Here is a 23,457-nt window from a genome sequence, read left to right as displayed (position 1 = left end):
ACAAGCCAGGACCGTCGTCAGAGGGCGGGGGTCGAGACAGGATCAAGTGAAGGCCAGATACCTCAACCGGCGGTTGATAGGTACCTGGCCTTCACTTGATCCTGCGCATGGTGTGGCGGGTTGGTCGGTCAGGCGGGTGGGTCGAGGCGGGCCAGGTGCTCGGCGGACAGTTCGAGGTCGGCGGCGGCCGCCGAGTCACGGATCGTCTCCGGACGCGACGCCCCAGGGATCGGGACCACGACCGGCGCCTTCGCCAGCAGCCAGGCCAGGCAGACCTGCTGCGGGCTGACCCCGTACTCCTTCGCGACCTGCGCGAACGCCGCGAACCGCGACCCCAGGTCGGCGGCGCTGGCGATGCCGCCGAGCGGGCTCCACGGCAGGAACGCGATGCCCAACTCGGCGCAGAGCGTCAGCTCCGGCTCGCTGGAGCGGAAGGCCGGGGAGAACTGATTCTGTACGCTGACCAGCCGGCCGCCGAGGATGTCGTTGGCGAGCCGGATCTGCTCCGGGTCGGCGTTGGAGATGCCGGCGAGCCGGATCTTCCCGGCATCGAGCAGGTCCCGGATGGCGCCGATCGAGTCCGCGTACGGCACGGTGGGGTCGGGCCGGTGGAACTGGTAGAGGCCGATCGCTTCGACGCCGAGCCGTTTCAGCGACGCCTCGCAGGCGCTCTTCAGGTACTCGGGCGAGCCGTTCTTGGTCCACGAGCCGTCGCCGGGCCGCAGGTGGCCGCCCTTCGTGGCGATCAGCACGTCGGATGTGTCACCGCCGAAGGTCGCCACGGCGCGGGCGATCAGCGACTCGTTGTGGCCGACGTCGTCGGCGTACAGGTGATAGGCGTCGGCGGTGTCGATCAGGGTGACACCGGCGTCCAGCGCGGCGTGGATCGTGGCGATCGACCGCTGCTCGTCAGGCCGGCCCTCGATGGACATCGGCATGCCGCCGAGGCCGATCGCCCCGACGGCGACGTCACCGATGTGACGGGTGTGCATGAGGTCTCCTCTGCGGGATGGTCCGTGGGCGCGGTTGTCGTACCCCACGCGCCCCGGGTTCCACCCTCTTACCCTGCGGTTAAGCTGTCCAACAGAAGGATCCGATCTCGGCGATCAGTTTAGGTGATGAATCGTGGAGCTGCGTCAGCTCGAGTACTTCGTGGCGGTCGCCGAGGAGCGGCACTTCACCCGGGCCGCCGAGCGGATGCACGTCGCGCAGTCCGGCCTGTCGGCCTCCATCCGCTCGCTGGAGCGTGAACTGAGGGCCAGCCTGTTCGTCCGCAACACCCGCAGCGTCGAGCTGACCAACGAGGGCCGGGCGCTGCTCACCCAGGCCCGGCACGCCCTGGCCAACGTCGCCGCTGCCAAGGACGCGGTGGCCGAGGTTCGGGGGCTGCTGCGCGGCAACCTGGCGGTCGGCACCCTGCAGTGTCTGGGCGCTGTCGACCTGCCGGCGGCACTGGCCCGGTTCCACGCCGCCCACCCCGGCGTCGAGATCCGACTCCGCCAGGGCGGGTCACCGGACCTGGTCGAACGGGTCCGCACCGGCGACCTCGACCTGGCGTTCGTGTCGACGCCGGCCAGCGCGCCGACCGGCGTCACGCTGGCCCCGATCCGGGCCGAGCCGATGGTGCTGGCCTGCGGGCCGGAGCATCCGCTGGGCGATTGCGCCGAGGTCGACCTGGGTGAGCTGTCCGGCGGGACCTTCGTCGACTTCTCCCCCGGCTGGATCAGCCGGGACGTCGTCGACCAGGCAATGGTCGCCGCCGGCGTCGACCGGCGGGTCGCCTTCGAGGTCAACGACGTGCACTGGCTGCTCGACCTGGTCAGTCACGGGCTGGGCGTCGCCGTCGTACCGCAGTTCTTCACCACCAAGCAGACCGCCGCGCGCTTCGTGCCGATCACCGACCCGCCGCACTGGAACGTCGCGGTGGCCACCGCGAGCGGCCGACACCCGAGCACCGCCGCGACCGCACTGCTGTCCATCGACGGCCTCCGCCCCCGATCCTGACCCGGGGTGGTCGTCCGCCACGCCACCCGATCGAGCACGCCACCCGATCGAGGGAACCCACATGGTTGTCTCGGAGCCGGTTTGACGACAACGGCGGTTCCCTCGACTTCACGCACCGACGTTCCGGGCTCGGAAGCCACAGCCACCGTCGGAAGCCACAGCCACCGTCGCATACTGTCCGTCGTGGAAGCCACAAAACCGACATCCCCGGCCATGCCCGCCGCACCAGGCATGAAGGTCTCTCGCCTCGAATTGTTCTACGACCTGGTCTTCGTGTTCGCCTTCATCCACGTGACCACTGCCTCGGTCGAGGATCTCGAACCGTTCGGACTGGTGGCGATCTTTCTGCTCCTGTCGGTGCTCTGGCTGGTCTGGTCCCGGTTCGCCCTGCTGGGAAACAATCTCCGGGCCGACTGGGGAATGATGCCGATCCACGGCTTCACCATCATGGCGATCGTCTTCATCGCGGTGGCGACGCTGCCCGGCATCGGCGACGAACCGCCGCAGGCACAGCCCGGCGTTCCACAAATCATTCCCGGCGAGTTCATCTTCCCCACCTGCTACCTGCTGATCTGGTTGCTGGAAGCCGCGGCGCTGCGCGGCGCCGCGAGGAGGCACCCCGAACTGCTGGGCACCTGGTGGAGGGACACACCGCTGCTGGCCGCCAGCACCGCGCTGCTGTTCGCCGCCGCGGTGGTACCGCTGTTGGGGTGGCCCGGCGAGGGCACCGTCACGCTCCTTCTGCTCTGGATGCTCGGCGTCGGTGTCGCGTACCTGACCACCGTCCGCCTCGAACCATTCGCCGTGGTCTCCGCCGGACACTGGACGGAACGGCATGCGCAGATCGTCCTCATCGGGTTCGGTGAGGCGCTGCTGTCGCTCGGGCTCGGCTCCGGCGCCTCGATCGGGGCGCCGGGCACCGTCCCGGTGATCACCGCGACGCTGCTCGGCATCGCCCTGATCTGCGCCCTGTGGTGGGCCTACTTCGACACCCGGTCGTACGCCGCCGAGCAGGTGCTGCACCACACCCATGGGGTACGCCGCGACCGGCTCGCCCGCGACGCGTACACCCTGCTGCACCTGCCCATGTTGTTCGGCATCATCCTGCTGTCCCTCGGGTTGAAGCAGACGCTGGCCTTCCTCGCCGGGGCGTCGTCGACCGACCACGACGCCCCGCTCGAGCCGATCCACCTGCGCGCGCTCTACGGCGGGGTCCTGCTCTACCTGGTGGCGTTGTCGGCCTTCCAGCTGCGGACCGTCCGCAGCGTCGCCGCCAGTCTGGCCGTCCCCGTCCTGCTGCTCGCCGCGCTGCTGCCGGTGGTCCACCGGGTCCCGGCGTTCGCGGCGCTGCTGCTGCTCACCGCGATCACCGTCGCCGGGATCACCGCCGACAGCCGGCGGTCCGGGGCCTGGCGGCGCCAGCTGCGCGAACACCGGCTCGCCGAGCAGCAGGCCCTGGAACGTGAGGAGAGCGGGTGGCGACGCCGCCACGGGTGACGGCCGTGGCGGCACCTGCGGTGTGCGCCACGGGTCGCTATTCCCCACCGGCCACGGAACTGACGGCGATCTGCCGTCCGGCGGCGATGGTCCGGATGACGCCGACCATGTCGATGGCTCCGTCGCCACGGCCGACCGCGTCGGCGTAGAGCGCCCGGCACAGCTCGCTGAGCGGGACGCCTGCCCCAGCCACGGCGGCCGCGTCGACGATGAGCTCGGCGTTCATCTGCACGTCGGCGATGGCCGCCTGCGCGGAGAGGTCGTCGGCGACCAGCTTCGCGGTCTTGACCCGGGAGATCGGCGAGGACATCTGACCGGCATCGAGGATGCCACGCAGCAACTCCCGATCGAGACCGTGCCGGTCGGCGAAGTGGAACGCCTCGGCGAGACCGGTCACGAGGGCGATCAGGAAGACGTTGGCGGCGAGCTTCATCGTGAGTCCGGACGGCACCGGTCCGCAGACGGTGACCTGCGCGCACATCGGGTCGAGCAGCGCGACGGTGCGCCGGACGACGTCGGGGCGGCCCGCCACCATCGCGACCAGTTTGCCGTCCTCCGCCGGGCGGCGGGAGCCGGAGACCGGGGCTTCGACGTAGTGTCCGCCAGCGCTTTCGACCTCGTCGGCCAGTGCCTTGGAGTACTCGGGGGAAAGGGTTCCCATGTTGACGATCGTGCGTCCGGCGACGAGGTGGGCGATGCCGCCGGGGACGTCACGGAGGACCTGATCCACGGCGGCCGCGTTGCGCAGCATCACGATCACCGTGTCGCACTGCGCGAACACCTCCGGGACGTTCGCAGCGGTGCGGGCGCCGGCGACCGCGAGTTCGTCGTCGGACTTCGGGGTACGGCTCCACACGGTCAGCCCGACACCGCTGCGGGCGAGCCGGCGGGCCATGGGCAGCCCCATGATGCCAAGGCCGAGAAACCCGACCCGGCCGAGCGGGGCACCGGCACCGCCCGAAGGCAGCAGCTCGCCGGTCGACGACTCACCGGTCAGCGATTTGGCGAACCAGTGGTGCGCGTACGGCTCATCGTTGAACGGGGCCACCTCGTCGTACCCGGCGGCCCGGTACAGGCCGATCGCCTCGGTGAGGGTCCGGTTGGTTTCCAGTCGGGCGACGCCCGCTCCGAGCGTCACGGCGGCGTCCTCGGCCGCGGCGAGGAGCCGTCGCCCGATCCCCAGACCGCGCAGTTCGGACGACACCCAGAGCCGGCGAATCTCCGCAGTCGCGTCGGCCACCCGGGTGACGCCGACGCATCCGACGGGTCGACTCCTGAACGTGGCGAGCAGGAACAGCCCGGAGGGTGGACGTAGGACATCATCGGTGGTCGGCCGGGTCCGCTCAGGCCGGAACCCGCCGTCGAAACGGTCGTCGAGCGTACGGCGGTACGCGTCGACCGCCCACCGCGCCGGTTCCGATGCCGGGTCGGCGGCGGCGATAGCGACCGTGGACGCGGCGAACAGGCGGCGTACGGTCTCGGTCGCGGTAGCGAGCTCGTCGCGTTGGTGTTCGGTCAGTGGCGCCAGGATCGTCCCGACGAGTTCGTCGGAGAGCTGATCCAGCACCGCCAGCTCCGCCATCCCCGACGGGGTGAGGGTGGCCCGGCGGACCCGGCTGTCGTGTTCCGAAGGGGAAACGACGACCAGTCCTTCCTGCTCGAGTGCGCGCAGCTGCCGGCTGGTGTAACCGGAGTCGAGTCCGAGGCGGCTGCGCAGCTCACGGACCTCGATGCCGTCGGTGCCGATCTCCCACAGCAGACGATCGAGGCTGAGCGGTCGGTCGCGTGCCAGGTAGCGGTCCTCCAGCACGCCGAGTCGTTCGGTGACGTCGCGGTTGAACGCGCGGATGGTCTGGATCCGAGATTCCAAGCTCACAATCTCTGACTATAGTCAGAGATATCTCCGCTGCCGTCTACCGGGGCGTGTCCAAGGGGATACCCCGGCCGACCGTTGACACAGATCGGTGGCCGCCATGGCTTGAAGGGCCACTACAGCCCGGCCGTCACGATCACCTGATCCATCCGGTCGGGGGATGCGATCGGCGTGCAGCCGGCCGCTGACCCGAGGAAACCAGCCATGGAATCCAAGCACCGCGCGACGGCGTACGCGCTCGGCCTGGCCGCCGCGCTGGCATCGGTGACGTACGGTGGCCTACCGGCCGCAGCCACAAGCGGCACACCCGGCCGACCGTCGGGCAGCGCAGTCTCGTCCTGATCAGGCTCGTCGGCGGTTGGCCGCAGTTGGCAACGGGCACCAACCACTTGCCCGCCGGGTCATCGGTGGCGACGTATCCCAACTACCCGGGGTCGAACGACAGTCCCACCCAGACCGTCGCGTTCCGCATCGTGGTGACCGAGGACTGCACCGGGTTCCGCCGCTGGCCCGACGAGCGACAACCGACCGGCAAGGACCGGTCGGTACCCGGTGTCAGGTGGGGCGGCCCAGATCGAGGTGCGGGATCGTGAACTGCGCACCGAGCTGGAAGTAGATCGGCCACACATGCCGCGGCCAGCGGTACTGCCGGGCCGACCAGATGCCGAGCCCGACCGAGATCTCCTGCGGCAGTTGCGCGCCGAGCAGGACGATCGCCTCCGGAGCGGCGGCGGCCTGATCCGCCACCCACTGGGCCGCCGCGGCGACGATCGCCGGATAGTCCGCCCACCGGTGCTGGGTCTCGCCGGGCGGCGGCAGGTAACGCCACTCCCGTAGCTCCGTCGACACCATCGCCGGCAGTCCCAGCCCGACCGCGTCGTGCAGCTCGAAGACGACCGGTTCGCGGCTGCCTGCCGCCGCGTCGTCGTGGGCGGCCCGGTCGGTGACGTCCACTGGCAGGCTCGGCAGCAGCCCGAACCGGTTGTGGTTGGTTCGCAGCACCAGCAGCAGCACCTCCGGCACCGACACCAGTGCGGTCCCCGGCGCGATATCGGGCACCGGCTCCTGCCCGGCCGCCGGGTCCGGCTGACCGTTGCGGCTGATCTGCAGCCGCACCTGGTGACGTCGCACGTTCAACTCGCCGAACAGCCCGTCGCCGGGGCGCTCGATCTGCTGCTGGAACGAATGTCCGTCGTCCTGCAGCGGTCGTGCCCGCACCGGCCCCTGCCGGCCGAAGCTGTCCCGCTGGCGGACCCGCACCGCCCGTCCCCGGCTGAACGCCGTCGTCCGCTGTCCGAAGGCGACCGCCACTGGCCACGGTGCCCACACGAACAGCGACCGGTCCAAGGCGGCGTCCCGGCCGTCCGGGTCGTGGTTGGCGACCTGGAAGTGCCGGACCACGGCGTCCATGTCACGGCCCCAGCGGGTCGCCTCCTCACCGTGCGGCCACACCGCCGTCCGGTCGAAGCTGCGCAGCGGCGGCACCGGCCGGAACACCGCGAACTGGTCCCGTACCTCGCTCAGGAAGCCTTCCTTCTGCTCCGGAGTCCACTCGGCGGCCGTCTCATTGACGACGTACGCGATGCCCCGGGTCTCCCGCAGCCGGTTGCGCCACCACCACAGCGCCGCGCCACCGGCGACCGCCGCCACCCCCAGACAGAGGAAGACGACCAGCCACCAGACCCGGTCCCGCCCCTGCGACCGGCCCTCGGCGGCCAGGTCAGGCGCGATCCCGCCGGCCGCGCTGAACGCGGCGGTGCCGACGGTGAAGAAGACGCCGATAAACCCGGTGCCGGCCGGACCCGCCAGCCACCTCGCGAAACGTGCCACAAACACGGTACGGCGGGCGCGTTGCGCCACTGTCGGCCGATTCCGCTCTACCTCAGACAAGGTCACCTCGCCGCTTTTCCACCGGTACGGTCAGCCGACCGTAACCACTGGATCGGCGTACGCAAGCCCCCGGCCGGATCTTCCGCCGCTGACGGGGCGGAAGATGGGCGAGATCACACCGGTCCGACCGGATGCCCGGTCGGACCGGCTGCGGCCAGAAACGCCGCAGGCGCTCCGACGCCGGAGTGCGGACGCTACAGCGGCCAGAGGATGGTCGGCAAGCCGGTGCCGGTCACCACGAACCCGATGGCGACGGACTGCCCCGGCGCAAGGGATCCGTTCCAGCTTGTGTTGATCAGCGTGTAATGCGGAGTGGTCGTCGCCACCTGGGTACTCCACGCACTGGAGATGGTCGACCCGGCCGGCAGCGTGAACGCCACCTCCCAACCGGTGATCGGCACGGTGAAGTCGTTCGTGACCACGATCTCGGCGACATAACCGGACGACCAGGAACTTGTCTGGGTAAATGTTGCCGTCGTCGCCTGCGCCGACGGCGCGAAGAACAATGTCGCGTAAACACCGATTGCCAGTGCCGCAACGAAGCCGAGCAGCTTCCGCATTGAGACCACCACCACCATCCACTAGTTCCGCCAAGTGACATGACCCTACGACCTTACATAGCCGCATTTCAATGCCGCTTCTTGCGGCATAAAGCGATGCGCGAATCGCATGACAGACCGGGTCACCGTAGGATATATGCGAGTTTCATCCACGTATTCCGTAGGGCACCGAAAGCCCGTCGGGAGTCGACTGCCCACCAAACAGCGCGTTTGAACGATGGGCGTCTATGGCTAGTGGGCGGCAGCGGCAGTGCTGAAAGTCCGAGCCGCGGGCAAAACCGGCGCGGCGGCAGCACTCGCCGCAGTGACCGCTGCGGGCGTCCTGACCGCCCACCGTCGATGGCCGCGACGCCCGACATCACCGTCAACACCGGCTCGTCGCACCAGACGATCGACGGGTTCGGTGCCGCCACCCCGATCTTCAGCAGCGGCGGCGACCAATGGACGACCAGCGACACCCAGACGCTCGTCGGCATGGGCCAGGGGCAGCTCGGTCTGTCGATCGTCCGGACCGTCGTGTCACCCGACGTCGAGAAATGCGCACTCCATCCGCGACCACGGTGCCGCCGTCCGGGACACCGAGCTGATGGTCGGTGAGTCGCTGAGGTTCAACCGCGCCTACAGCGACCCCACGCTGTACGACGCCGCCGCGCGCCCAGCGGTTCACCCTCAACGGCGCCGCCTGCGGCTGAGCCCGGCGTGACGCGCCTGAGCCGTGCGCCGGCCACCTGCGACAACGAATCCACTCGGAGGTCGGACATGGACCGGTAATCGATCTAGCTTACTGTCAGCGCAGCGTCCACCCCGGGCCTCGCCCTTCGGCACCGGACCTGGTCGCACTGACCGAAAGGGAATCAATGCGCTGGCTTCAGACATCACGACGGCGCCTGCTGTCCGCCGCCGTCCTCATAGCTCTGCCCGCCGCTCTGGCGGTCGCCCAGTCACCGGCCACCGCCAGGCCGCTACCCTCGCCCAGCGGATCGGCGTTCGACACGCAACTGCTCGCCAAGGCCACCCCGGACGAGTGCTTCGCCGGTATCGGCCTGCCCTACCCGGCCGGCCCGGCGTGCGAGTCCGGCCAGGCCAAGGTCAACCAGGCGTACGTGTGGTCACTCACCCAGGCGCACGACCGGCTGTGGTTCGGCACCGGGTCGAACGTCAACTGCATCGTTACCGGGGCGACGCTCTCCCTGCCGAATCCCCGGATGACCGACGACTACGTGTGCGAGTTCGCCGAGAGCCAGGTCGCCAAGGAAAATCCGATCATGCCGGTCAGCGTCGGTGACCACCGGCAGCCCCGGGCGTACGTCTACGACCTGGCCTCCGGCACGTTGACCGAGAAGACCAGTGACATCACCTCCGCGTCGCCCGACGATCTGTCCCGGCTGCGCCGCACACTGGGTCTTCGGGCCGGCGGTACCCATCAGGGCGTGGTGCTGCTGGCCGGGCCGGCGCTCGGGGCCACGGTGAGCATGTTCGCTTTTGACACGGTGACCGGCGACTATCTCGGCTCGGCCAACTTCACCCAGTACGGCAACATCCGCAACTTCCTGGTCGCCGACGGCGTGCTGTACGCCGGGGTCGGTGTCGGCCCCAACGGTCGCGACGGCGGGCACATCCTGCGCTGGGCTGGTGACCGTACCGACCCGTTCAACTTCGTCGAGGTCGGGCAGTTGCCGGCGCAGGTCGCCGACCTGGAGTTGCACGGCGGCCGGGTCTTCGTCAGCACCTGGTCGGCCGCTGGCAGCGGGTCGGCCGGCGCGCGTACGGCCGAGAGCGGACGGTCCGGCCGCATCGGTGTCACCGACGAGCCAGACCCGGGCATCGCCGGGGTGTGGATGAGTCCTCCGCTGGCCGCCGCCGAGCCCGGTCTGACCCCGGACGACACCGCCGGGTGGACGCAGGTGTGGAGTGCCGCGTCCTACGAGCCGGATCCGGTGATCGCCGGCTCGTACGGGCTCGGCGCGCTGGCCTCGTACCGTGGATATCTCTACTGGGGCACGATGCATGTGCCGATGAAGTCGACCGCGATGGTGGCCGAGGCGTACCCGCCGGTGGACGAGCTGGCGGCCCGCACGACGCTGGAGCGGTCGCAGCGGGCAGTGAGCATCTTCCGGGGCAAGCGGTTCGGCACCGCGACGCAGCGGGTCGATCTGTTGTACGGCGAGGCGGTGCTGCCGGCGTACGACGCCGACGCCAACGACGGCGCCGGTGCCTGGCGGTGGGCGCTGACCGGCTACCGGCCCCGGTACGGCCACATGGGCTTCGGCAACATCTACAACAACTACACCTGGACGATGGCGGTGTCCGGTGGCCGGCTGTTCGTCGGGACGATGGACTGGAGCTACCTCGCCAAGGACCTGCTGCCGCAGACCGCGGCCGGGATGGGCTATCCGGCGGCGGCCACCGCGTCGACCGCCGGGCCCGACCCGATCACCATCGACCCGCAGCGGTACGGCGGCGACCTGTGGATGTTCGGCTCGACTCTGCGGCCGGCAACGGCGGTCGACACGCAGGGACTGGCCGGCAACTACCTCAACTACGGCATCCGCACGATGGTGGCCGACGGATCGACGTTGTACCTGGGCATGGCGAACCCGATGAATCTACGGACCGATCCGACCGACGACGTGCCGGAGGGCGGCTGGGAGTTGATCAAACTGACCCCGGCTGCTTCCTGACCACGATCGACTCACTCCTCAGTGGGCACGCACCGCTCTACCTCGGGCGGTGCGTGCCCACTGTCGGTGGCCTAATTGACTGTTCGCTCATACCGCTCATGCGCTGGCAGTCGAGGTGCGCGGATCGCGGAACAACCGACGGCGAAAGTGGTGTGCGCCAATGCATCGCCCTAGGCTTTGGCGGTCCGGCCGCCGTACCGATGGAGGCAGAATGGTCAGCACCCGACGCACACTCGCCGGCACCACCGTGGCCGGCACCATGGTCGACAACGAGCTCTGGACGCCGTGGCGTTGCGAGCGGACCTGGCCCAGCAGCGATCCGGTCGACGTCAGCGGCGTCATCAGCTTCGGCGACTCACCGGCCGCCGAGCTGACCCAAATCGACCTCGAGGACGGCGAGATCACCGTGGTCGCCGTCGATGTGTGGGTTGACGAGCAGTACCAGCCACGTCGGGTGAAGCTCGTCATGGGCACGAAGAACGACATCACGATGAACTACCGACTACGGCAGGGCGGTCACCGTCGAGGCCCCGCCGGCCGACGAGACGGCGGACTTCGCCGAGACGATGCAGGACCTGCAAGACCTCGCCGACGAGCTCGGCGGCTGACCAGCGACGCGAGGCGCAACAGCGACGGCGACGGACCGACCGGGTCCCGGTCGGTCCGTCGCCGTTTCGGCTAGAGGTTCAGCGTCCAGCTGTCCAGGTAGCCGGTGTCCAGGCTGGCCGAGTCCTGCACCCGCAGCTTCCAGACTCCGTTGGCCACCTCACCGGACAGGTCCCGGGTGTAGGTCTGGAAGATGTTGTCGGTGCTGCCGCCCGACCGGCTGTGCAGCACGTTGATGCTGCCGTCCGGGGCGATCAGCGACACGGTCAGGTCACCGATCCAGGTGTGGAAGATGTTCACCTCGATGGTGCTGGTCGAGCTGGCGTTGCCAGGGCAGCCGGTGATGGTGATCGAACTCTCCACCGTACTGTTGTCGTTGATCGCGACGTCGGTCGAGTTGGTCTGCGAGCAGCCGGGCGGGCTGTTTACGGTGAGGGTGAACGGCGCCGACTGCGCCGTCTCCGGCCCGGTGCCCACCACGGTCAGCGGAAAGACGCCGGTGCCGACCCCGGTGGTGGTGGCGATGGTCAGCGTCGCCGACCCGCCGGAGGTGACCGACGGCGGGCTGAAGATGGCGGTCGCACCGCTCGGCAGCCCGGTGACACCGAGGGTGACGGTGTGCGGGGCTCCGATCACGGTGGTGGTGCTGACCGTCGCGGTCACCGAATCGCCCGGGTCGACCGCACCACTGGTCGGGGTGACCGCGAGGGTGAAGTCCTGGGTGGGCGGCTCGACGTCGCCGATGTACAGCAACTTGTTCGGTGATCCGCTGCCCGGGTTGCTGACTGCGTTGCTGGTGGCGTCGTCGACCAGCAGGTCACGGATCTGCTGCGGGGTATAGCCGGGGTTGGCCGCCAATGCCAGCGCTGCCGCCCCGGCGACGTGCGGGGCGGCCATCGAGGTGCCACTGATCGTGTTGGTGGCGCTGTTGGTGGTGTGCCAGGCCGAGGTGATGCTGCTGCCCGGGGCGAAAATGTCCAGGCAGGTGCCCCAGTTGGAGTAGCTGGCCCGGGCATCCGTGCTGGTGGTGGCGCCGACGGTGATGGCGTCGGGGGTGGCGGCCGGCGAGTAGTTGCAGGCGTTTGCGTTGCTGTTGCCGGCGGCGAGCGAGTAGACAACGCCGTCGGCGATGGAGCGGGTGACCGCGTCGTTGACTCCCTGGTCGAAGCCGCCGCCGAGGCTCATGTTGGCCACCGCCGGTTCGCCCGCGGCGTGGTCGGCGGTGACCCAGTCGATGCCGGCGATGACCCCGGCGTAGGTGCCGCCGCCGCTGTTGTTCAGCACCCGGACCCCCACCAGGGTGACATCCTTGGCCACCCCGTACGCGGTGCCGCCGACCGTGCCGGCGACGTGGGTGCCGTGCCCGTTGCCGTCGTCGGCGCTGCCGCCGTCGACCGCGTCGAAGCCGGTGACGGCCCGCCCGCCGAAGTCGTTGTGGGCGAACCGGATGCCGGTGTCGATGATGTACGCGGTGACACCGGATCCGGAGTTCGGGTAGGTGTAGCTGTCGTCGAGCGGCAACGCGGTCTGGTCGATGCGGTCCAGGCCCCAGGACGGGGTGGGGGTCTGGGTGGCGGCGAGGGTGACGGTGCGGTTCTGCTGGACGTAGTCGACCGCCGGGTGGGCGGCGAGGCGCTTGGCGGCCTTCTCGGTCAGCCGGGCCTCGAAGCCGCGCAGCGCGGTCGAGTAGGTGCGGGCCACCGCGCCGTCGTGCTTTGCGGCGAGAGTGCGTGCGGTACGTCCGACCCCGCCGCTGTCCACTTTGCTCTCGTCGAAGACTACGACGTACGAGCCTGCGACGGTGTTCTCACCGCCCGCGTAGAGGATCTGGCCTTCCGCTGGTTCGGCGTTGGCCGGCGCGGCGAACGCCAGCGCGGCGGTCGCTACTGCGATGGTGGTAAGCCCGAGGCGCCAGCGGCGCCGGGGTGGCCGGGAGAGTGTCATCTCCCGCCTCCTTTCGATGCACGGCCGACCTGTTTGTGACAGGCCGACCGGGTTACCGGGGTACCTGACTGACACAGATGTTAGGCGCAAAACAGATTGATGTAGAGGCATGTCATTCTGTCTTGTGCTCCCGTACGCTGGCACCTTTTGCCGATACCGCCAGAACTCCGCATCACTCGACATTGCATTGATGTCCATCGACATAGAGTTGACGCTGACCAGACTGGAATCAGTCGCCACCCGGTCGGTGGCCGGTCGGAAAATCGGAAGTGCCCGACTTCGGGCCGGAGCCGGGCCGGAGCCGGCCCGCGTCGGGACAGAAATCAGCCGATCGAAGGGTGTACGCCGGCGGCGTGCAGCACGGCGTGGTTGTTCTCCCGCAACTGGGCGAACGCCTCGACTTCGTCGACGAACGTGTCCCGCCGCACCGACGCCAAGGTGCCGGCGACGACCGCCGCCAGGTCGACGTCGGCCCGGTAGACGTACGACGCGTTGCCCTGCAAGGTGGCCTGCCAGGCCGCTGGGTCACCGGTCAGCCAGGCCGTCGCCACCCCACCCGGGTTTCGGACGATTATCCGCTCGCCGGCCCCGGCCAGGCCGAGCCGCGACCAGACCGCCCGGGAGGCGACGACGCCCGAACCGCACGACGGGGTCAGCCCGGCGCCCCGCTCGTACGTCTGCACGTAGATCTCGCCGTGGTCGAGCGGGAACACGAACGACAGGTTCGCCCCACGCGGTACCAGGTCAGTGGCGGCGGTGATCCGCTCCCCGGTAGCGACCAGCTCGGCCTCGTCGAACTTCTCCACCACCGCGACCAGGTGGTCGTTCGGTACGGAGAGTGCGGTCAGTCCGTACGTGGGGTGCAGCGCCGGCAGCGGGGTGTCGACGTGCGGCTGCGCCACGGCGACCACCGGCTCGGCGGGATCGAAATCCACCTTCGGCATCTCGACCGCGGTCTGCCGGACTCCTTCCGGCGTCGACTCGGCCCGCAGCACCACGAAGTCGCTGTCCCCGGCCCGGACCACCGCCCGCTCGGCGTCGCGGGTGTCCAGCACCAGCCGTCCGACGCAGCGCATCCCGTTGCCGCACAGCTTGGCGAACGAGCCGTCCGGGTTGAAGAACATTGCCTGCGGCACCGCCGGGCCGAGATCGACGAAGTAGACGCCGTCGCCGCCGCCGAGCGGCCCAGACCGGTCACAGAGCCGGCGGACCAGGTGCGGCACGTCCGCCTCGGCCGCGTAGTCGCCCGGCCGGCCCTCGACGACCAGGATGTCGTTCTGCGAGCCGTGCGCCTTCAGAATCGGCAGGCCTGACCTCATCCGTACGCACTCCCCCGCTGTCACTCGCCGCCGCGACCGGCCGGCACCGGCGACCAGTCTACGGTTGCGCCACCGTGAACGCCGTCGCGACCTACCGGTATCTGAACCCGTCCGCCCGTCGCCGAGGTGGCCCGCACCCGCTACCACCGGCCCATCGACCCGGCCAGCCTCGACCCGGTGGTCACCGGCGGGCGCGACCGGCTGCGGTTCGAGTCCTTCTCCGGCTGCTGCGGGGTGTACGCCCGCCTCGACGTCACCCCGGACGACCTGACGGCGTCTATGATGGACAGTTTGGTCGTGGAGCGGAAGGTGCCGCTGCCCGCCGCTGGCTACGCGGCTTCGCCGAGGTGCAGGTGATCGCGGCGGGGACGGACCTGCGGGCGGAGATCCCGGCCGCCGAGGCTGCGACGTTGCTGCGCCGGCTGCCCGGTGCCGGCGCCCGGTCGGTGCTGTGGGTGTACGGACCGCCGGTGGCCGCCGGCGCGGCACCGGCGGCCACCGTGTGAGAGCTGGACCTGGCCGGGATGGGCCTGTCGCTGACCCTGTCACCGGAGCCGGCCCGGCGTTTCTCCGGCGAGGGCGGCGTCCTGCCCGCCCTGGCCGGCGACGAGGTCGCCGACGACGCCGAGCTGATCGGCGAACTGCTCGACTGGGATCCGAGCATCGACGTCGGCGCGCTGGCCGAGGCGTCCGGCCTGGCCGCCGCTCAGGGTGCGCGCGGCGCTGAAGCTGCTCGGCACCGCCGGTCGGGTCGGCTACGACGTCACCCGGGCCGGCTCCAACCGGCTGGTCGCCGCCTCCCGGTAGCCGGCTGGCGGCGACCGCCGGTCACCGCACCGTCGGGGTCAGTCCTCAGCCCGCCAGCGGTAGTACTCCTTGGCGACCGCGTCCACCGGGCCGCGCCAGGCGTCCTGGTTGTACGGGCTGATGTACGGGCTCAACTCTTCCATGATCTTGCCGAACTTCGGCTTGTCGTGGATCCGCGCGTCGTCGGCGGTGTGCGGGACCGAACGTTCCAGCAGATGCACGTAGACGTCGTCGATCGAGTAGAGCCAGCGTGCGGTCACGCTCATCTCGACCGGCAACGTGCCGGCGTCGGATTCGGTGAAGATTCGGGCGACGTTGTCCTCCGCGCCGGGCTTGATCCGCCCGACGATCACGGTCAGATGCCGGCCGGCCGGGTCCGGGCCGGCCCCTCCCGCCGGGCTGCTCCCCTCCGCAGCCCAGCGGTAGAACTCCTTGGCCACCGAGTGCGACGGGTTCTGCCAGTTGCGCGGGTACGGGGTGACGTACGGGCCGATCGCCTCGGCGATCTCCTTGAACGCCGGCAGCCCCCGGGTCTGCCCGGAGACCGCCGGGTCCTCGTTGCGTTCGACGATGTGGATGTAGAGGTCGTGGTGGGACAGCAGGATGCGCCCGATGACGCCGAAGTCCTGCGGCCGGGTGGCCTTGTCGTAGTGGCCGAAAGTCTTGGCGATCTTGTTCTCGCTGCCCGGCACCATGCGGCAGACGATCACGTTGCGGAAGACCATGACAACTCCTCGCAGAACGGTGGGGATCAGCCGGGTCGGTTCGCCCGGTGACCGGTGGTGGGTCAGCCGGCGGCGGTGAACCGGACCGGCAGCTCGAGCAGCCCGCGAAACGGCGAGGCTGCCGGGAGTCGACGCAGTTCGGCGGCGGGTACGGCCAGCCGCAGGTCCGGCAGCCGGCGCAGCAGCCCGCCGATACCGGTCCGGGCCTCGATGCGGGCCAGCGAAACCCCCAGGCAGTAGTGCACCCCGTGGCCGAAGCCCAGATGGGGTCCGCGTTCGCTGGTCACGTCGAGGCGGTCGGGGTCGGTGAAGTGGTCCGGGTCGCGGTTGGCCGAGTTGAGCACCACCCCGACCGCTGCCCCGCGGGGGATGCGGACACCGTCGTACTCGACGTCCTCGGTGGCCACCCGAGGGCTGGCGATCGGCAGCGGGCCGTCGAAGCGCAGCAGCTCCTCGACGGCCGCCGGCAGCAGCTCGGGCCGGGCCCGCAGCAGCTCGTACTGTCCAGGGTTGGTCAACAAAGCCAGCATGGCGTTGCCGAGGAAGTCGGCGGTGGTCTGGTGACCGGCAAACAGCAGCAGGAACGCGGTGGAGACCAGCTCCCGTTCGGTGAGCGCCCCACCGTGGTCGCAGGCGTCGATCAAGGCGGTCAGCATGTCGTCGGCCGGCGTCGCGCGTTTGGCCCGGACCAGCCCGGTCAGGTAGTCGTGCAGCTGTGCCTGTACCTGCTGCACCGCCGCCCGCTCCTGGTCGGGCGGTCGACTGGCCGAGCCGGAGGTCCGGATCACCTGGGTCCAGCCGAGCACCTGTTCGTGGTCGGGTTTCGGCACGCCGAGCAGCTCGCAGATCACCACCATCGGCAGCGGTACGGCGAACTCGTGCATCAGGTCCGCCTCGCCTCTCGGCGCGAACTTGTCGAGCAGATCGTCGACGACCTGGCCGATCCGGGGCCGCAGGGCCTCGATCCGCCGGGGCGCGAACGCCTGCGACACCAGCCGCCGCAGCCGACTGTGCTCCGGCGGATCCGAGTTGAGCATGTTCTTGTTCAGGCCCTCCGAGTTGGGCCCGAAGAACCGCAGGTAGTGGCCTTCCGGGCCGTACAGGTCCTTGGACAGCCGAGGGTCGGTCAACGCCGCCCGCGCGTCGTCGTAGCGGGTGATCAGATAGGAGTCGAACCGAGGTGAGGCGACCAACCGGACCGGGCACTGCGCACGCATCCGGGCGTAGGTGGGGTACGGGTCGGCGGCGTAACCGTCGGTGTAGAACTCCGCCGCCGGGACGGCTGGCTCGTTGGACCCGACCGGCTCGGCCGGTCGTGGGTCGGCGGTCATCGCGGCTCCTTTCGTTCGCTCGGCACGCTGTGCAGCACCTGGTAGGTGTGCCGCTGCGCGGATTCACGCAACTCCCGGATCACCCGCAGCAGCCGGTCGCGCTGCGCACTGCGGCCGAACGCGTCGAGGCGTTCCCGGTCCGCCCAGTCGGTGATGATCAGGTAGCTACGGGGATCGTCGGCGTCGCGGACCAGGTCCTGGCGCAGGCAACCGTCGAGCATGCGGATCTGATCGGCGATGGCCTGCCACTCGGTCTCGAACCGCCGCTCGCACCCGGGGCGGGTTCGCATCGACAGCACGGCACGGACTGGGCCGGCCGGGTTTATCTGGTCTGTCCGGCCCGTCTGGCCCGTGTGGTTCGGGGAAGCGGCGGTCACCGGGCACCGCCGTTGAACACCAGGTGCAGGTGGTGGCGTAGTGCCTCGACGTTGATCCGCTGGCTGCGGAAACCGACGTAGCCGTCCGGCCGGATCAGGTAGGCGGCGGCGCCGGCGGTGCCGTACCCGGCCCGGAACCCACCGGCGGCGTCGTGTAGCACCGGTGGATGGTCCGCTGGCGGGGCTGGCGTGTCCGGGCTGAGCAGCAGGTAGACCTCGACCTCGCCGTACGTCCGCTCCGGCAGGTCGGCGCTGAGCTTGTCGATGGCGGCCAGAGTGGCCTCGTCCGCTGTCCGGTCGGCGTAGAGCAGCAGGGTGTGCCGGGTCCCCCGGGTCAGCTCGTGCAGCCGCATCGGATGCCCGACACCGCGCCGACGCAGGCCGGACACGTCGGGAGCGCGCTCCCCCGGGGCCGGGCCGGTGCGCAGCGCGTCCACGGTGGCCAGCGACTCGCCGACCAGTGGACTGTCGGCGTAGCTGACCAGCATCGACATCTCCTGCAGGAACTGCCGTTCGAGGTCCTCACGCTCCAACTCGTCGGTGAAGGCCAGCCGCACCGCCCGCCCGACGACCTCCTCCCCCTGTGGTCGACGCTCGATCTCGTAGCTGTCCAGCAGGCCGGGCGCGGCGACACCACGGACCGCCAGCGCCAGCTTCCACGCCAGGTTCCAGGCGTCCTGAATGCCGGTGTTCATGCCCTGGCCGCCGGCTGGTGGGTGCAGGTGGGCGGCATCGCCGGCGACGAAGATCCGCCCATCGCGGTAGCGGTCGACGATGCCGTGACTGATCCGGAAAATCGACGACCACCGCAGGTTGGCCGCGGTCGTACCGGCCGGCGCGAGCTGGTCCAGCACTGCCTGCACGTCGGCGAGGGTCGGTTCGCCGAGTTCGGCGCTGAACCCGGGCGGGGCGTTCTCGCCGCAGGTAGCGGCGAAGTAGCGCGGCGGCGCCATCGTCGCGATCCGGTAGCGGGATTCACCCCGCAGCGGTACGCAGACGAGCATGTTGTCCAGCTGGCCGTCGGTCTCGTGGATGAACCGCAGCAGGTGGTTGGCGGGCATGTCCCAGCCCACGTCGACGTCGCCGAGCATGAACAGTTGCGGGAAGCGGCCCAGCCCGCCGGTAAAGGTGAGGCCGAGTAGTTGGCGTACCCGGCTGTGCGCGCCGTCGGCACCGACGAGGAACTTGGCGCGGACCGTTTCGGTGCCGCCGTCGGCGTGGGCGAGGTTGGCGGTGACCCCGTCGTCGTCGCTGGTGAAGTCGACCAGTTCGGTGCCGCGCCGGGGCCGTACGCCGAGGGTGGCGAGCCGGTCGGTGAGAATCCGTTCCGTTTCGTACTGCGGCAGCCCGAGGTGCGCGTACGGCAGCCCGGGCAGCTCCCAGCTGCCCCGGTGCACCTGGTGCCCGTTGACGAAGACCGCCTGACCGACCAGCCAGCTGCCGGCGTTCATGGCCTCTCGGTCGACGCCCTGGTCCGCCCAAATCTCCATGGTGCGGCAGTGCACCCCGATCGCCTTGTCTGCCTGGTCCGGTGGGCTGGTCAGTCTGTCGATGATCTGGCAGTCGACACCCCGGCGGGCCAGTTCGATCGCCGTGGTCAGCCCGGTCGGCCCGGCGCCGACCACCAGCACGTCGGTGCTGTGTGCCGGTGCCGCTGGCGGGTCGTTCGACGGGTCGGCGGGGTGGAAGATCCGGGGCCGGATCCCGACGAGGAACTCCGCGATCGGACCGGCTTCGGCCCGCTCGTGGTCGGGGTCGGAGATCCATCGGCGGAACTGCTCCTGACTGCGCCACTCGGCGAAGATGTGGTGCACCGGGGTGCCGGGTTCGCGCAGCAGCTCCTCGCGCAGGTAGCCATCCACTCCGGACATGCGGGTGACGACCTCGACGTGCCCACGGTGAAATTCGTCGATCCGGTCGACGGGAACGACGATCGCCACGTCGACATAGATCCGGGCGTCGGTGCCGGCCCGGCCGTGCATCACCCGGTAGCTGCCGACGGCAGGCGGTTCGCAGGCGGCCTGTACGGCGTCGGCCCACCGCCGGGCGACGGGTCCGTCGAGATAGTCGCGCAGCGCGGCGTCGTCCGCCCACTCGGTGACCACGACGAAGGTACCCGGATCGGTGGCGTCGACGAGCAGCTGGCGTAGTCGGTTCCCGGGCATCGCACCGATGTCGTCGGCGACGGCGCGCCACGCCGACGCCACAACCGTCTCAAATCCGCTGCGGGCGCGGACCCGGAGCATCGTCCTGATCATTTGGTCCCCCTGAACGGCGTGCGGTGGACCTGACCTTCGCCAACACCGCGTCACCCGACCGTCAACACGGCACGGGGCACTGTGGGCGGCCGGTGACGCGCCAGCGACCCATCGGGGGAACGATCTACAGGTGTGCGCTCAGCCGGCCGCATCGGCGGTGAACAGCGCCGCCTGTTGCGGGTGCAGCAGCGGTGCGGGCAGTCCGACCTCGGCCAGCACCCGGCCGGGCAGGGTCACCTCACCGGGGTGCAGCCAGGCCGGCGGCCGCACCTGCAGCGTCGCCGGCGCCGGGCCGATCCGCAGTGGGCTCACCCGGTAGCGACGCTGCGGGTCGAGGCCGGGCAGCCGCAGCGGCACCGGCAACGCCGACCGCGCCGCGTCGAGCGCCACCAGGGCGTACACGCCGGTGTGCCGGTCGGCGTCGACGACCCCGTACAGCTGCCGGGCCGGATCGGGGCTGTCGGCGCGCACCAGCGTCCCGGTGTGCAGCAGTGGCCGCAACCGCCGGTACGCGGCGACCCACTCGGCGACGTCGGCGCGCTCGGCGTCGGTCGCGGAGGTCAGGTCCCATTCGATGCCGGCGTGTCCGAACAGCGCGGTGGCCAGCCGGAAGCCCAGATCGGTGGCCCGGCCGGTGACGTGCGCGGTGCCGGCACCCAGATGCCCGCCGAGATACTCCAGCGGCATCAGCACGCTGGTCCAACGCAGGATCCGCTGCCGGTCGAGCGGGTCGTTGGTGTCGGAGGTCCAGAACCGGTCGACCAATTCACCGATGCCCAGATCGATGCGGCCGCCACCGGAGGCGCAACTTTCAATCTCCAGGTCAGGGTGGGCCACCCGCAGGTCGGCCAGGAGCCGGTAGAGCGCCGTGGTCTGCCGGTGCGCGCCGGCTGCGGCGAGCAGGTCCCGGTTGTGGTCCCACTTGAGGTAAGCGATCGGGTACGCCTCGAGCAGCGCGCCAAGCCGCCCCCGTAGATACCGGTAGGCGTCCGGGTTGCCCAGATCGAGCACCCGCTGGTGCCGCCAGGTCGGAGCGTGCGCCGGCCCGAGCAGCCACTCGGGGTGGACGCGGCCCAGCTCGGAGTTAGGGCTGACCATCTCCGGTTCCACCCACAGCCCGAAGTCCATGCCCCGGGAGCGGACCCGGTCGACCAGCGGCCCCAGACCAGCCGGCCAGCGCTGCGGATCGACGGCCCAGTCGCCGAGCGCCCGCCGCTCGTCGACCCGACCGGTAAACCAGCCGTCGTCGAGGACGAATCGTTCGACGCCGACCTGCGCGGCGGCGTCCACCAGCCGGGTCAGCCGGTCGAGATCGTGGTCGAAGTAGACCGCTTCCCAGGTGTTGAGCACCACCGGCCGAGGCCCGCGCAGCGGCCGGCGGGCCCGGATCCAGCCGTGCAGCCGCGTGGAGAGACCGTCGAGGCCGTCGGCGGAAAAAGCGGCGACCGTCCACGGGGTGGTGTACTTGCCGTCGGGCGGCAGGATCAGCTCGCCGGGGGCGAGCAGTTCACCGGCGCCGAGCAGGCTGTGCCCGGTTGCCTGGCGTTCGGCGTACAGCTGCTTGTCGCCGCTCCACGCCAGGTGCACCGCCCACACCCGGCCATGCCGGAACCCGAAGCCGGCGGTGCCGGCGACCATCAGGAACGGGTCGTCGTGCCCGGGCCGGCCATGGCGGGTCTGCCGCATCCATGTACCGTCGCGCAGCCGGCCGCGCTGCGGACGTCGCTCGTGGGCCCACAGCCCGGTGAAGTCCAGCACCTCCGCAGCCTGCTCCGGCACTGGCAGCACCACGTCCGACGCGGCCAGGTGCAGGTCGACCTCAGAGGTGTTGCGTACCTGGTGGCGGATCCGTAGAACGCCCTGGTCGCTCAGCGAGACATCGGTGCTCACCCGCAACCCGTTGGCGGCGCAGTCACAGTCGACCACCAGATCGCGGGGGCCGGTCCGGCTGACCGCTCGCAGCCGCAGGTCGTCAACGGGCCGCCCGGACCCGGACCAGTGTCCGGCGATGCCGGGCCGGCCGGTCCAGCCCTGGCCCGGGGTGGGCAGCAGGGTCAACCGCAGCGGCTGATCGACCGCGCTGGGCGGCACCGGCGGGACCGCCGCGTCGGCCAGGTCGGTCAACTCGCCCTCGGTCAGGTCGCCAAGGTCGCCGCCCCAGTGCAGGACGACCGGTGGGTGCGGGCCACGGGCGTCCAGCACGAGGCTGGTGCCCGCGGCCCGCAGGTACATGATCAAACGGTTACTCCGTGACCGGGATGGACTGCGACTTCAGGGTATCCACCGTCGAGGCCTGGGCGGCGGTCAGTGCGTCCAGCAGGGTGCCCTGACCGGAGACCGCCGCCTTGAAGCCATCGGAGGCGTCAGCGTAGGTCTGGGTCATCGTCGGGCCCCAGACGAAGTCCGCGGCAACCTGTTGCGACGCCTCGGCGAAGACCTCGTAGATCGGCTGGCCGCCGTAGAACTCCACGCCTTCGCGCAGCGCCGGCAGCTGGGTACCGGCGGTGGTGGCCGGGTAGATGTTCGCTTCTGCGTTGAGCAGGGTCAACGCCTCCTCGGAGGTGTTCAACCAGAGTGCGAACTGAGCTGCCTCGTAGACGTGCTCGCTGCCTTGGAACACGGCGATGGATGAACCTCCCCAGTTGCCGGCTACCTGCTCGCCAGCATTCCACTGCGGCATCGGCGCGACCGCCCACTTGCCGGCGGTGTCCGGCGCACCGGAGCTGATCGAGTTGGCGCCCCACACCGCTGATACCCAGGTCCAGACGGAACCGCTGTTGTAGGCGTTGTCCCACTCGGTGGTCCACGGCGGCTCGGCCGAGACGAGGTCTCGGTCGATGAGGTCCTGCCAGAACTCGGCGACCTGGGTGGTCTGCGGGTCGGTCAGGTCTACCGTCCACTGATCGCCGTCGTTGGCGAACCAGCGGCCGCCGGCCTGCCACGCCAGGCCGGCGAACTGGTTGATGTCGCTCTGCGAGAAGTTGGTGATGTAGCCGCCTGCTGCGCGGACTGTCTCGGCGGCGGCCGCGTACTCGGCCCAGGTGGTCGGCACCTCGATGTCGTTGGCCTCGAACAGGTCCGCTCGGTAGAACAGGGCCATCGGTCCGGCGTCCTGCGGTACGGCGTACGCCGAACCCTCCTCGCCGAAGCTGACCTGCCCCCAGGTCCAGTCGACGAACTGGTCCCGGGCGTCGAGCACGATGTCGCAGGCACCGAGGTCGACCAGGCCGTCCTGCACCCTGAAGCTGGGCAACGCGTCGTACTCAATCTGGCCCAGGTCCGGCGCGTTGCCGGCCCGCAGCTGATTGAAGAAGTTCTGGTAGGTGCCGCCGTTGCCGTTCGGCCCGGTCTGCACGTTGACCTGGATGTCGGGGTTCTGCTCGTTCCAGACCTCGACCACCTGCTCGATGCCGGGGATCCAGGAGGTGAAGTCGAGGGTGACCGGGCCTTCGGCCGGGCTGCAGTCGGCGCCGGAACCGGAATCGCCGGAATCGCCGGAGGAGCAGGCGACCAGCGCCAGCGTGCTGGCGAGCAGTACGCCGACTGTCGAGGCGGGGAATCTCATCGAAATCCTTCTCTCATTAT

22 protein-coding genes are annotated in these 23,457 nt (G+C 70.1%); 9 read left to right on the top strand and 13 right to left on the bottom strand.

Annotation, left to right across the window (positions count from 1 at the left end; all coding sequences use genetic code 11):
• Positions 1–128 precede the first annotated feature (128 nt).
• Positions 129–992, bottom strand: coding sequence for an aldo/keto reductase (locus ACFHWS_RS05430; RefSeq protein ID WP_416557031.1), 864 nt, complete (start codon positions 990–992; stop codon positions 129–131).
• 133 nt (positions 993–1,125) lie between these two features.
• On the opposite strand from ACFHWS_RS05430, the gene ACFHWS_RS05425 reads away from it, so the two are divergent.
• On the top strand, positions 1,126–2,004 hold the full coding sequence (locus ACFHWS_RS05425) for a LysR family transcriptional regulator (protein WP_416567733.1): 879 nt from the start codon (positions 1,126–1,128) through the stop codon (positions 2,002–2,004).
• 231 nt (positions 2,005–2,235) lie between these two features.
• Positions 2,236–3,501, top strand: coding sequence for a low temperature requirement protein A (locus ACFHWS_RS05420; protein ID WP_416567732.1), 1,266 nt, complete (start codon positions 2,236–2,238; stop codon positions 3,499–3,501).
• Between the two features lie 37 nt (positions 3,502–3,538).
• Here ACFHWS_RS05420 and ACFHWS_RS05415 read toward each other — a convergent pair whose 3' ends face one another.
• Positions 3,539–5,377, bottom strand: a complete 1,839-nt coding sequence (locus ACFHWS_RS05415) for a GNAT family N-acetyltransferase (RefSeq protein WP_416567731.1) — start codon at positions 5,375–5,377, stop codon at positions 3,539–3,541.
• Between the two features lie 201 nt (positions 5,378–5,578).
• Here ACFHWS_RS05415 and ACFHWS_RS05410 point away from each other — a divergent pair, with 201 nt between their 5' ends.
• The gene (locus tag ACFHWS_RS05410) at positions 5,579–5,716 is read left to right on the top strand and encodes a hypothetical protein (protein WP_416557027.1); all 138 of its coding nucleotides are present in this window, start codon (positions 5,579–5,581) and stop codon (positions 5,714–5,716) included.
• Between the two features lie 26 nt (positions 5,717–5,742).
• Positions 5,743–5,967 carry a hypothetical protein gene (locus ACFHWS_RS05405; protein ID WP_416557026.1) on the top strand — a complete coding sequence of 75 codons (225 nt, stop codon included), beginning with the start codon at positions 5,743–5,745 and terminating at the stop codon, positions 5,965–5,967.
• Here the strand turns inward: ACFHWS_RS05405 and ACFHWS_RS05400 are convergent.
• Both ACFHWS_RS05400 and ACFHWS_RS05395 read right to left on the bottom strand, forming a co-directional pair.
• Positions 5,930–7,204, bottom strand: coding sequence for a hypothetical protein (locus ACFHWS_RS05400; RefSeq protein ID WP_416567730.1), 1,275 nt, complete (start codon positions 7,202–7,204; stop codon positions 5,930–5,932). The two genes, ACFHWS_RS05405 and ACFHWS_RS05400, sit on opposite strands and share 38 nt — an antisense overlap.
• Positions 7,205–7,458: 254 nt before the next feature.
• Positions 7,459–7,824 (bottom strand): cellulose binding domain-containing protein, encoded by a 366-nt coding sequence (locus tag ACFHWS_RS05395; RefSeq protein ID WP_416557024.1) that lies wholly within the window; start codon positions 7,822–7,824, stop codon positions 7,459–7,461.
• A 339-nt stretch (positions 7,825–8,163) separates the two neighbouring features.
• Here ACFHWS_RS05395 and ACFHWS_RS05390 point away from each other — a divergent pair, with 339 nt between their 5' ends.
• The 3 genes from ACFHWS_RS05390 (at position 8,164) to ACFHWS_RS05380 (ending at position 11,187) form a co-directional block, all read left to right on the top strand.
• Positions 8,164–8,421 (top strand): hypothetical protein, encoded by a 258-nt coding sequence (locus tag ACFHWS_RS05390; RefSeq protein WP_416567729.1) that lies wholly within the window; start codon positions 8,164–8,166, stop codon positions 8,419–8,421.
• Positions 8,422–8,681: 260 nt separating this feature from the next.
• Positions 8,682–10,505 (top strand): hypothetical protein, encoded by a 1,824-nt coding sequence (locus ACFHWS_RS05385; protein WP_416557022.1) that lies wholly within the window; start codon positions 8,682–8,684, stop codon positions 10,503–10,505.
• Between the two features lie 211 nt (positions 10,506–10,716).
• The gene (locus ACFHWS_RS05380) at positions 10,717–11,187 is read left to right on the top strand and encodes a hypothetical protein (RefSeq protein ID WP_416557021.1); all 471 of its coding nucleotides are present in this window, start codon (positions 10,717–10,719) and stop codon (positions 11,185–11,187) included.
• Here ACFHWS_RS05380 and ACFHWS_RS05375 read toward each other — a convergent pair.
• Complete coding sequence (locus ACFHWS_RS05375) at positions 11,184–13,055, bottom strand: S8 family peptidase (RefSeq protein ID WP_416567728.1); 1,872 nt, start codon at positions 13,053–13,055, stop codon at positions 11,184–11,186. The genes ACFHWS_RS05380 and ACFHWS_RS05375 overlap by 4 nt on opposite strands.
• Positions 13,056–13,378: 323 nt before the next feature.
• A complete protein-coding gene (gene dapF, locus ACFHWS_RS05370; RefSeq protein ID WP_416557019.1) occupies positions 13,379–14,374 on the bottom strand; it encodes a diaminopimelate epimerase in 996 nt (331 codons plus the stop codon).
• 126 nt (positions 14,375–14,500) lie between these two features.
• Between dapF and ACFHWS_RS05365 the strand changes: the two genes are divergently transcribed.
• Positions 14,501–14,731, top strand: coding sequence for a hypothetical protein (locus tag ACFHWS_RS05365; RefSeq protein ID WP_416557018.1), 231 nt, complete (start codon positions 14,501–14,503; stop codon positions 14,729–14,731).
• Positions 14,728–14,880 carry a hypothetical protein gene (locus ACFHWS_RS05360; RefSeq protein ID WP_416567727.1) on the top strand — a complete coding sequence of 51 codons (153 nt, stop codon included), beginning with the start codon at positions 14,728–14,730 and terminating at the stop codon, positions 14,878–14,880. Before ACFHWS_RS05365 ends, ACFHWS_RS05360 begins: the two co-directional genes overlap by 4 nt.
• Positions 14,881–14,919: 39 nt before the next feature.
• Here the strand turns inward: ACFHWS_RS05360 and ACFHWS_RS05355 are convergent, their stop codons facing one another.
• The 7 genes from ACFHWS_RS05355 to ACFHWS_RS05325 form a co-directional block, all read right to left on the bottom strand.
• Positions 14,920–15,114, bottom strand: coding sequence for a hypothetical protein (locus ACFHWS_RS05355; RefSeq protein WP_416557016.1), 195 nt, complete (start codon positions 15,112–15,114; stop codon positions 14,920–14,922).
• 105 nt (positions 15,115–15,219) lie between these two features.
• Positions 15,220–15,906 (bottom strand): TcmI family type II polyketide cyclase, encoded by a 687-nt coding sequence (locus ACFHWS_RS05350; RefSeq protein WP_416557015.1) that lies wholly within the window; start codon positions 15,904–15,906, stop codon positions 15,220–15,222.
• Positions 15,907–15,968: 62 nt separating this feature from the next.
• Positions 15,969–17,237, bottom strand: coding sequence for a cytochrome P450 family protein (locus ACFHWS_RS05345; protein ID WP_416557014.1), 1,269 nt, complete (start codon positions 17,235–17,237; stop codon positions 15,969–15,971).
• Positions 17,234–17,536: a putative quinol monooxygenase gene (locus ACFHWS_RS05340; RefSeq protein WP_416557013.1), complete on the bottom strand. Its 303-nt coding sequence runs from the start codon at positions 17,534–17,536 to the stop codon at positions 17,234–17,236. Before ACFHWS_RS05340 ends, ACFHWS_RS05345 begins: the two co-directional genes overlap by 4 nt.
• Before the next feature lie 74 nt (positions 17,537–17,610).
• Positions 17,611–19,872, bottom strand: coding sequence for an FAD-dependent monooxygenase (locus ACFHWS_RS05335; RefSeq protein ID WP_416567726.1), 2,262 nt, complete (start codon positions 19,870–19,872; stop codon positions 17,611–17,613).
• Between the two features lie 138 nt (positions 19,873–20,010).
• Entirely contained in the window at positions 20,011–22,104 is a 2,094-nt protein-coding gene (locus ACFHWS_RS05330) for an alpha-galactosidase (protein WP_416557011.1), read from the bottom strand.
• A gap of 10 nt (positions 22,105–22,114) precedes the next feature.
• Positions 22,115–23,437 (bottom strand): ABC transporter substrate-binding protein, encoded by a 1,323-nt coding sequence (locus ACFHWS_RS05325; RefSeq protein WP_416557010.1) that lies wholly within the window; start codon positions 23,435–23,437, stop codon positions 22,115–22,117.
• Between the last annotated feature and the right edge of the window lie 20 nt (positions 23,438–23,457).

This window comes from Micromonospora sp. LOL_013 (genome assembly GCF_048060315.1).
Taxonomy (GTDB): Bacteria; Actinomycetota; Actinomycetes; order Mycobacteriales; family Micromonosporaceae; genus Micromonospora_E.
The sequence above is the reverse complement of the archived record's forward strand: the minus strand, read 5'-3'. Positions and strand labels throughout refer to the sequence as shown.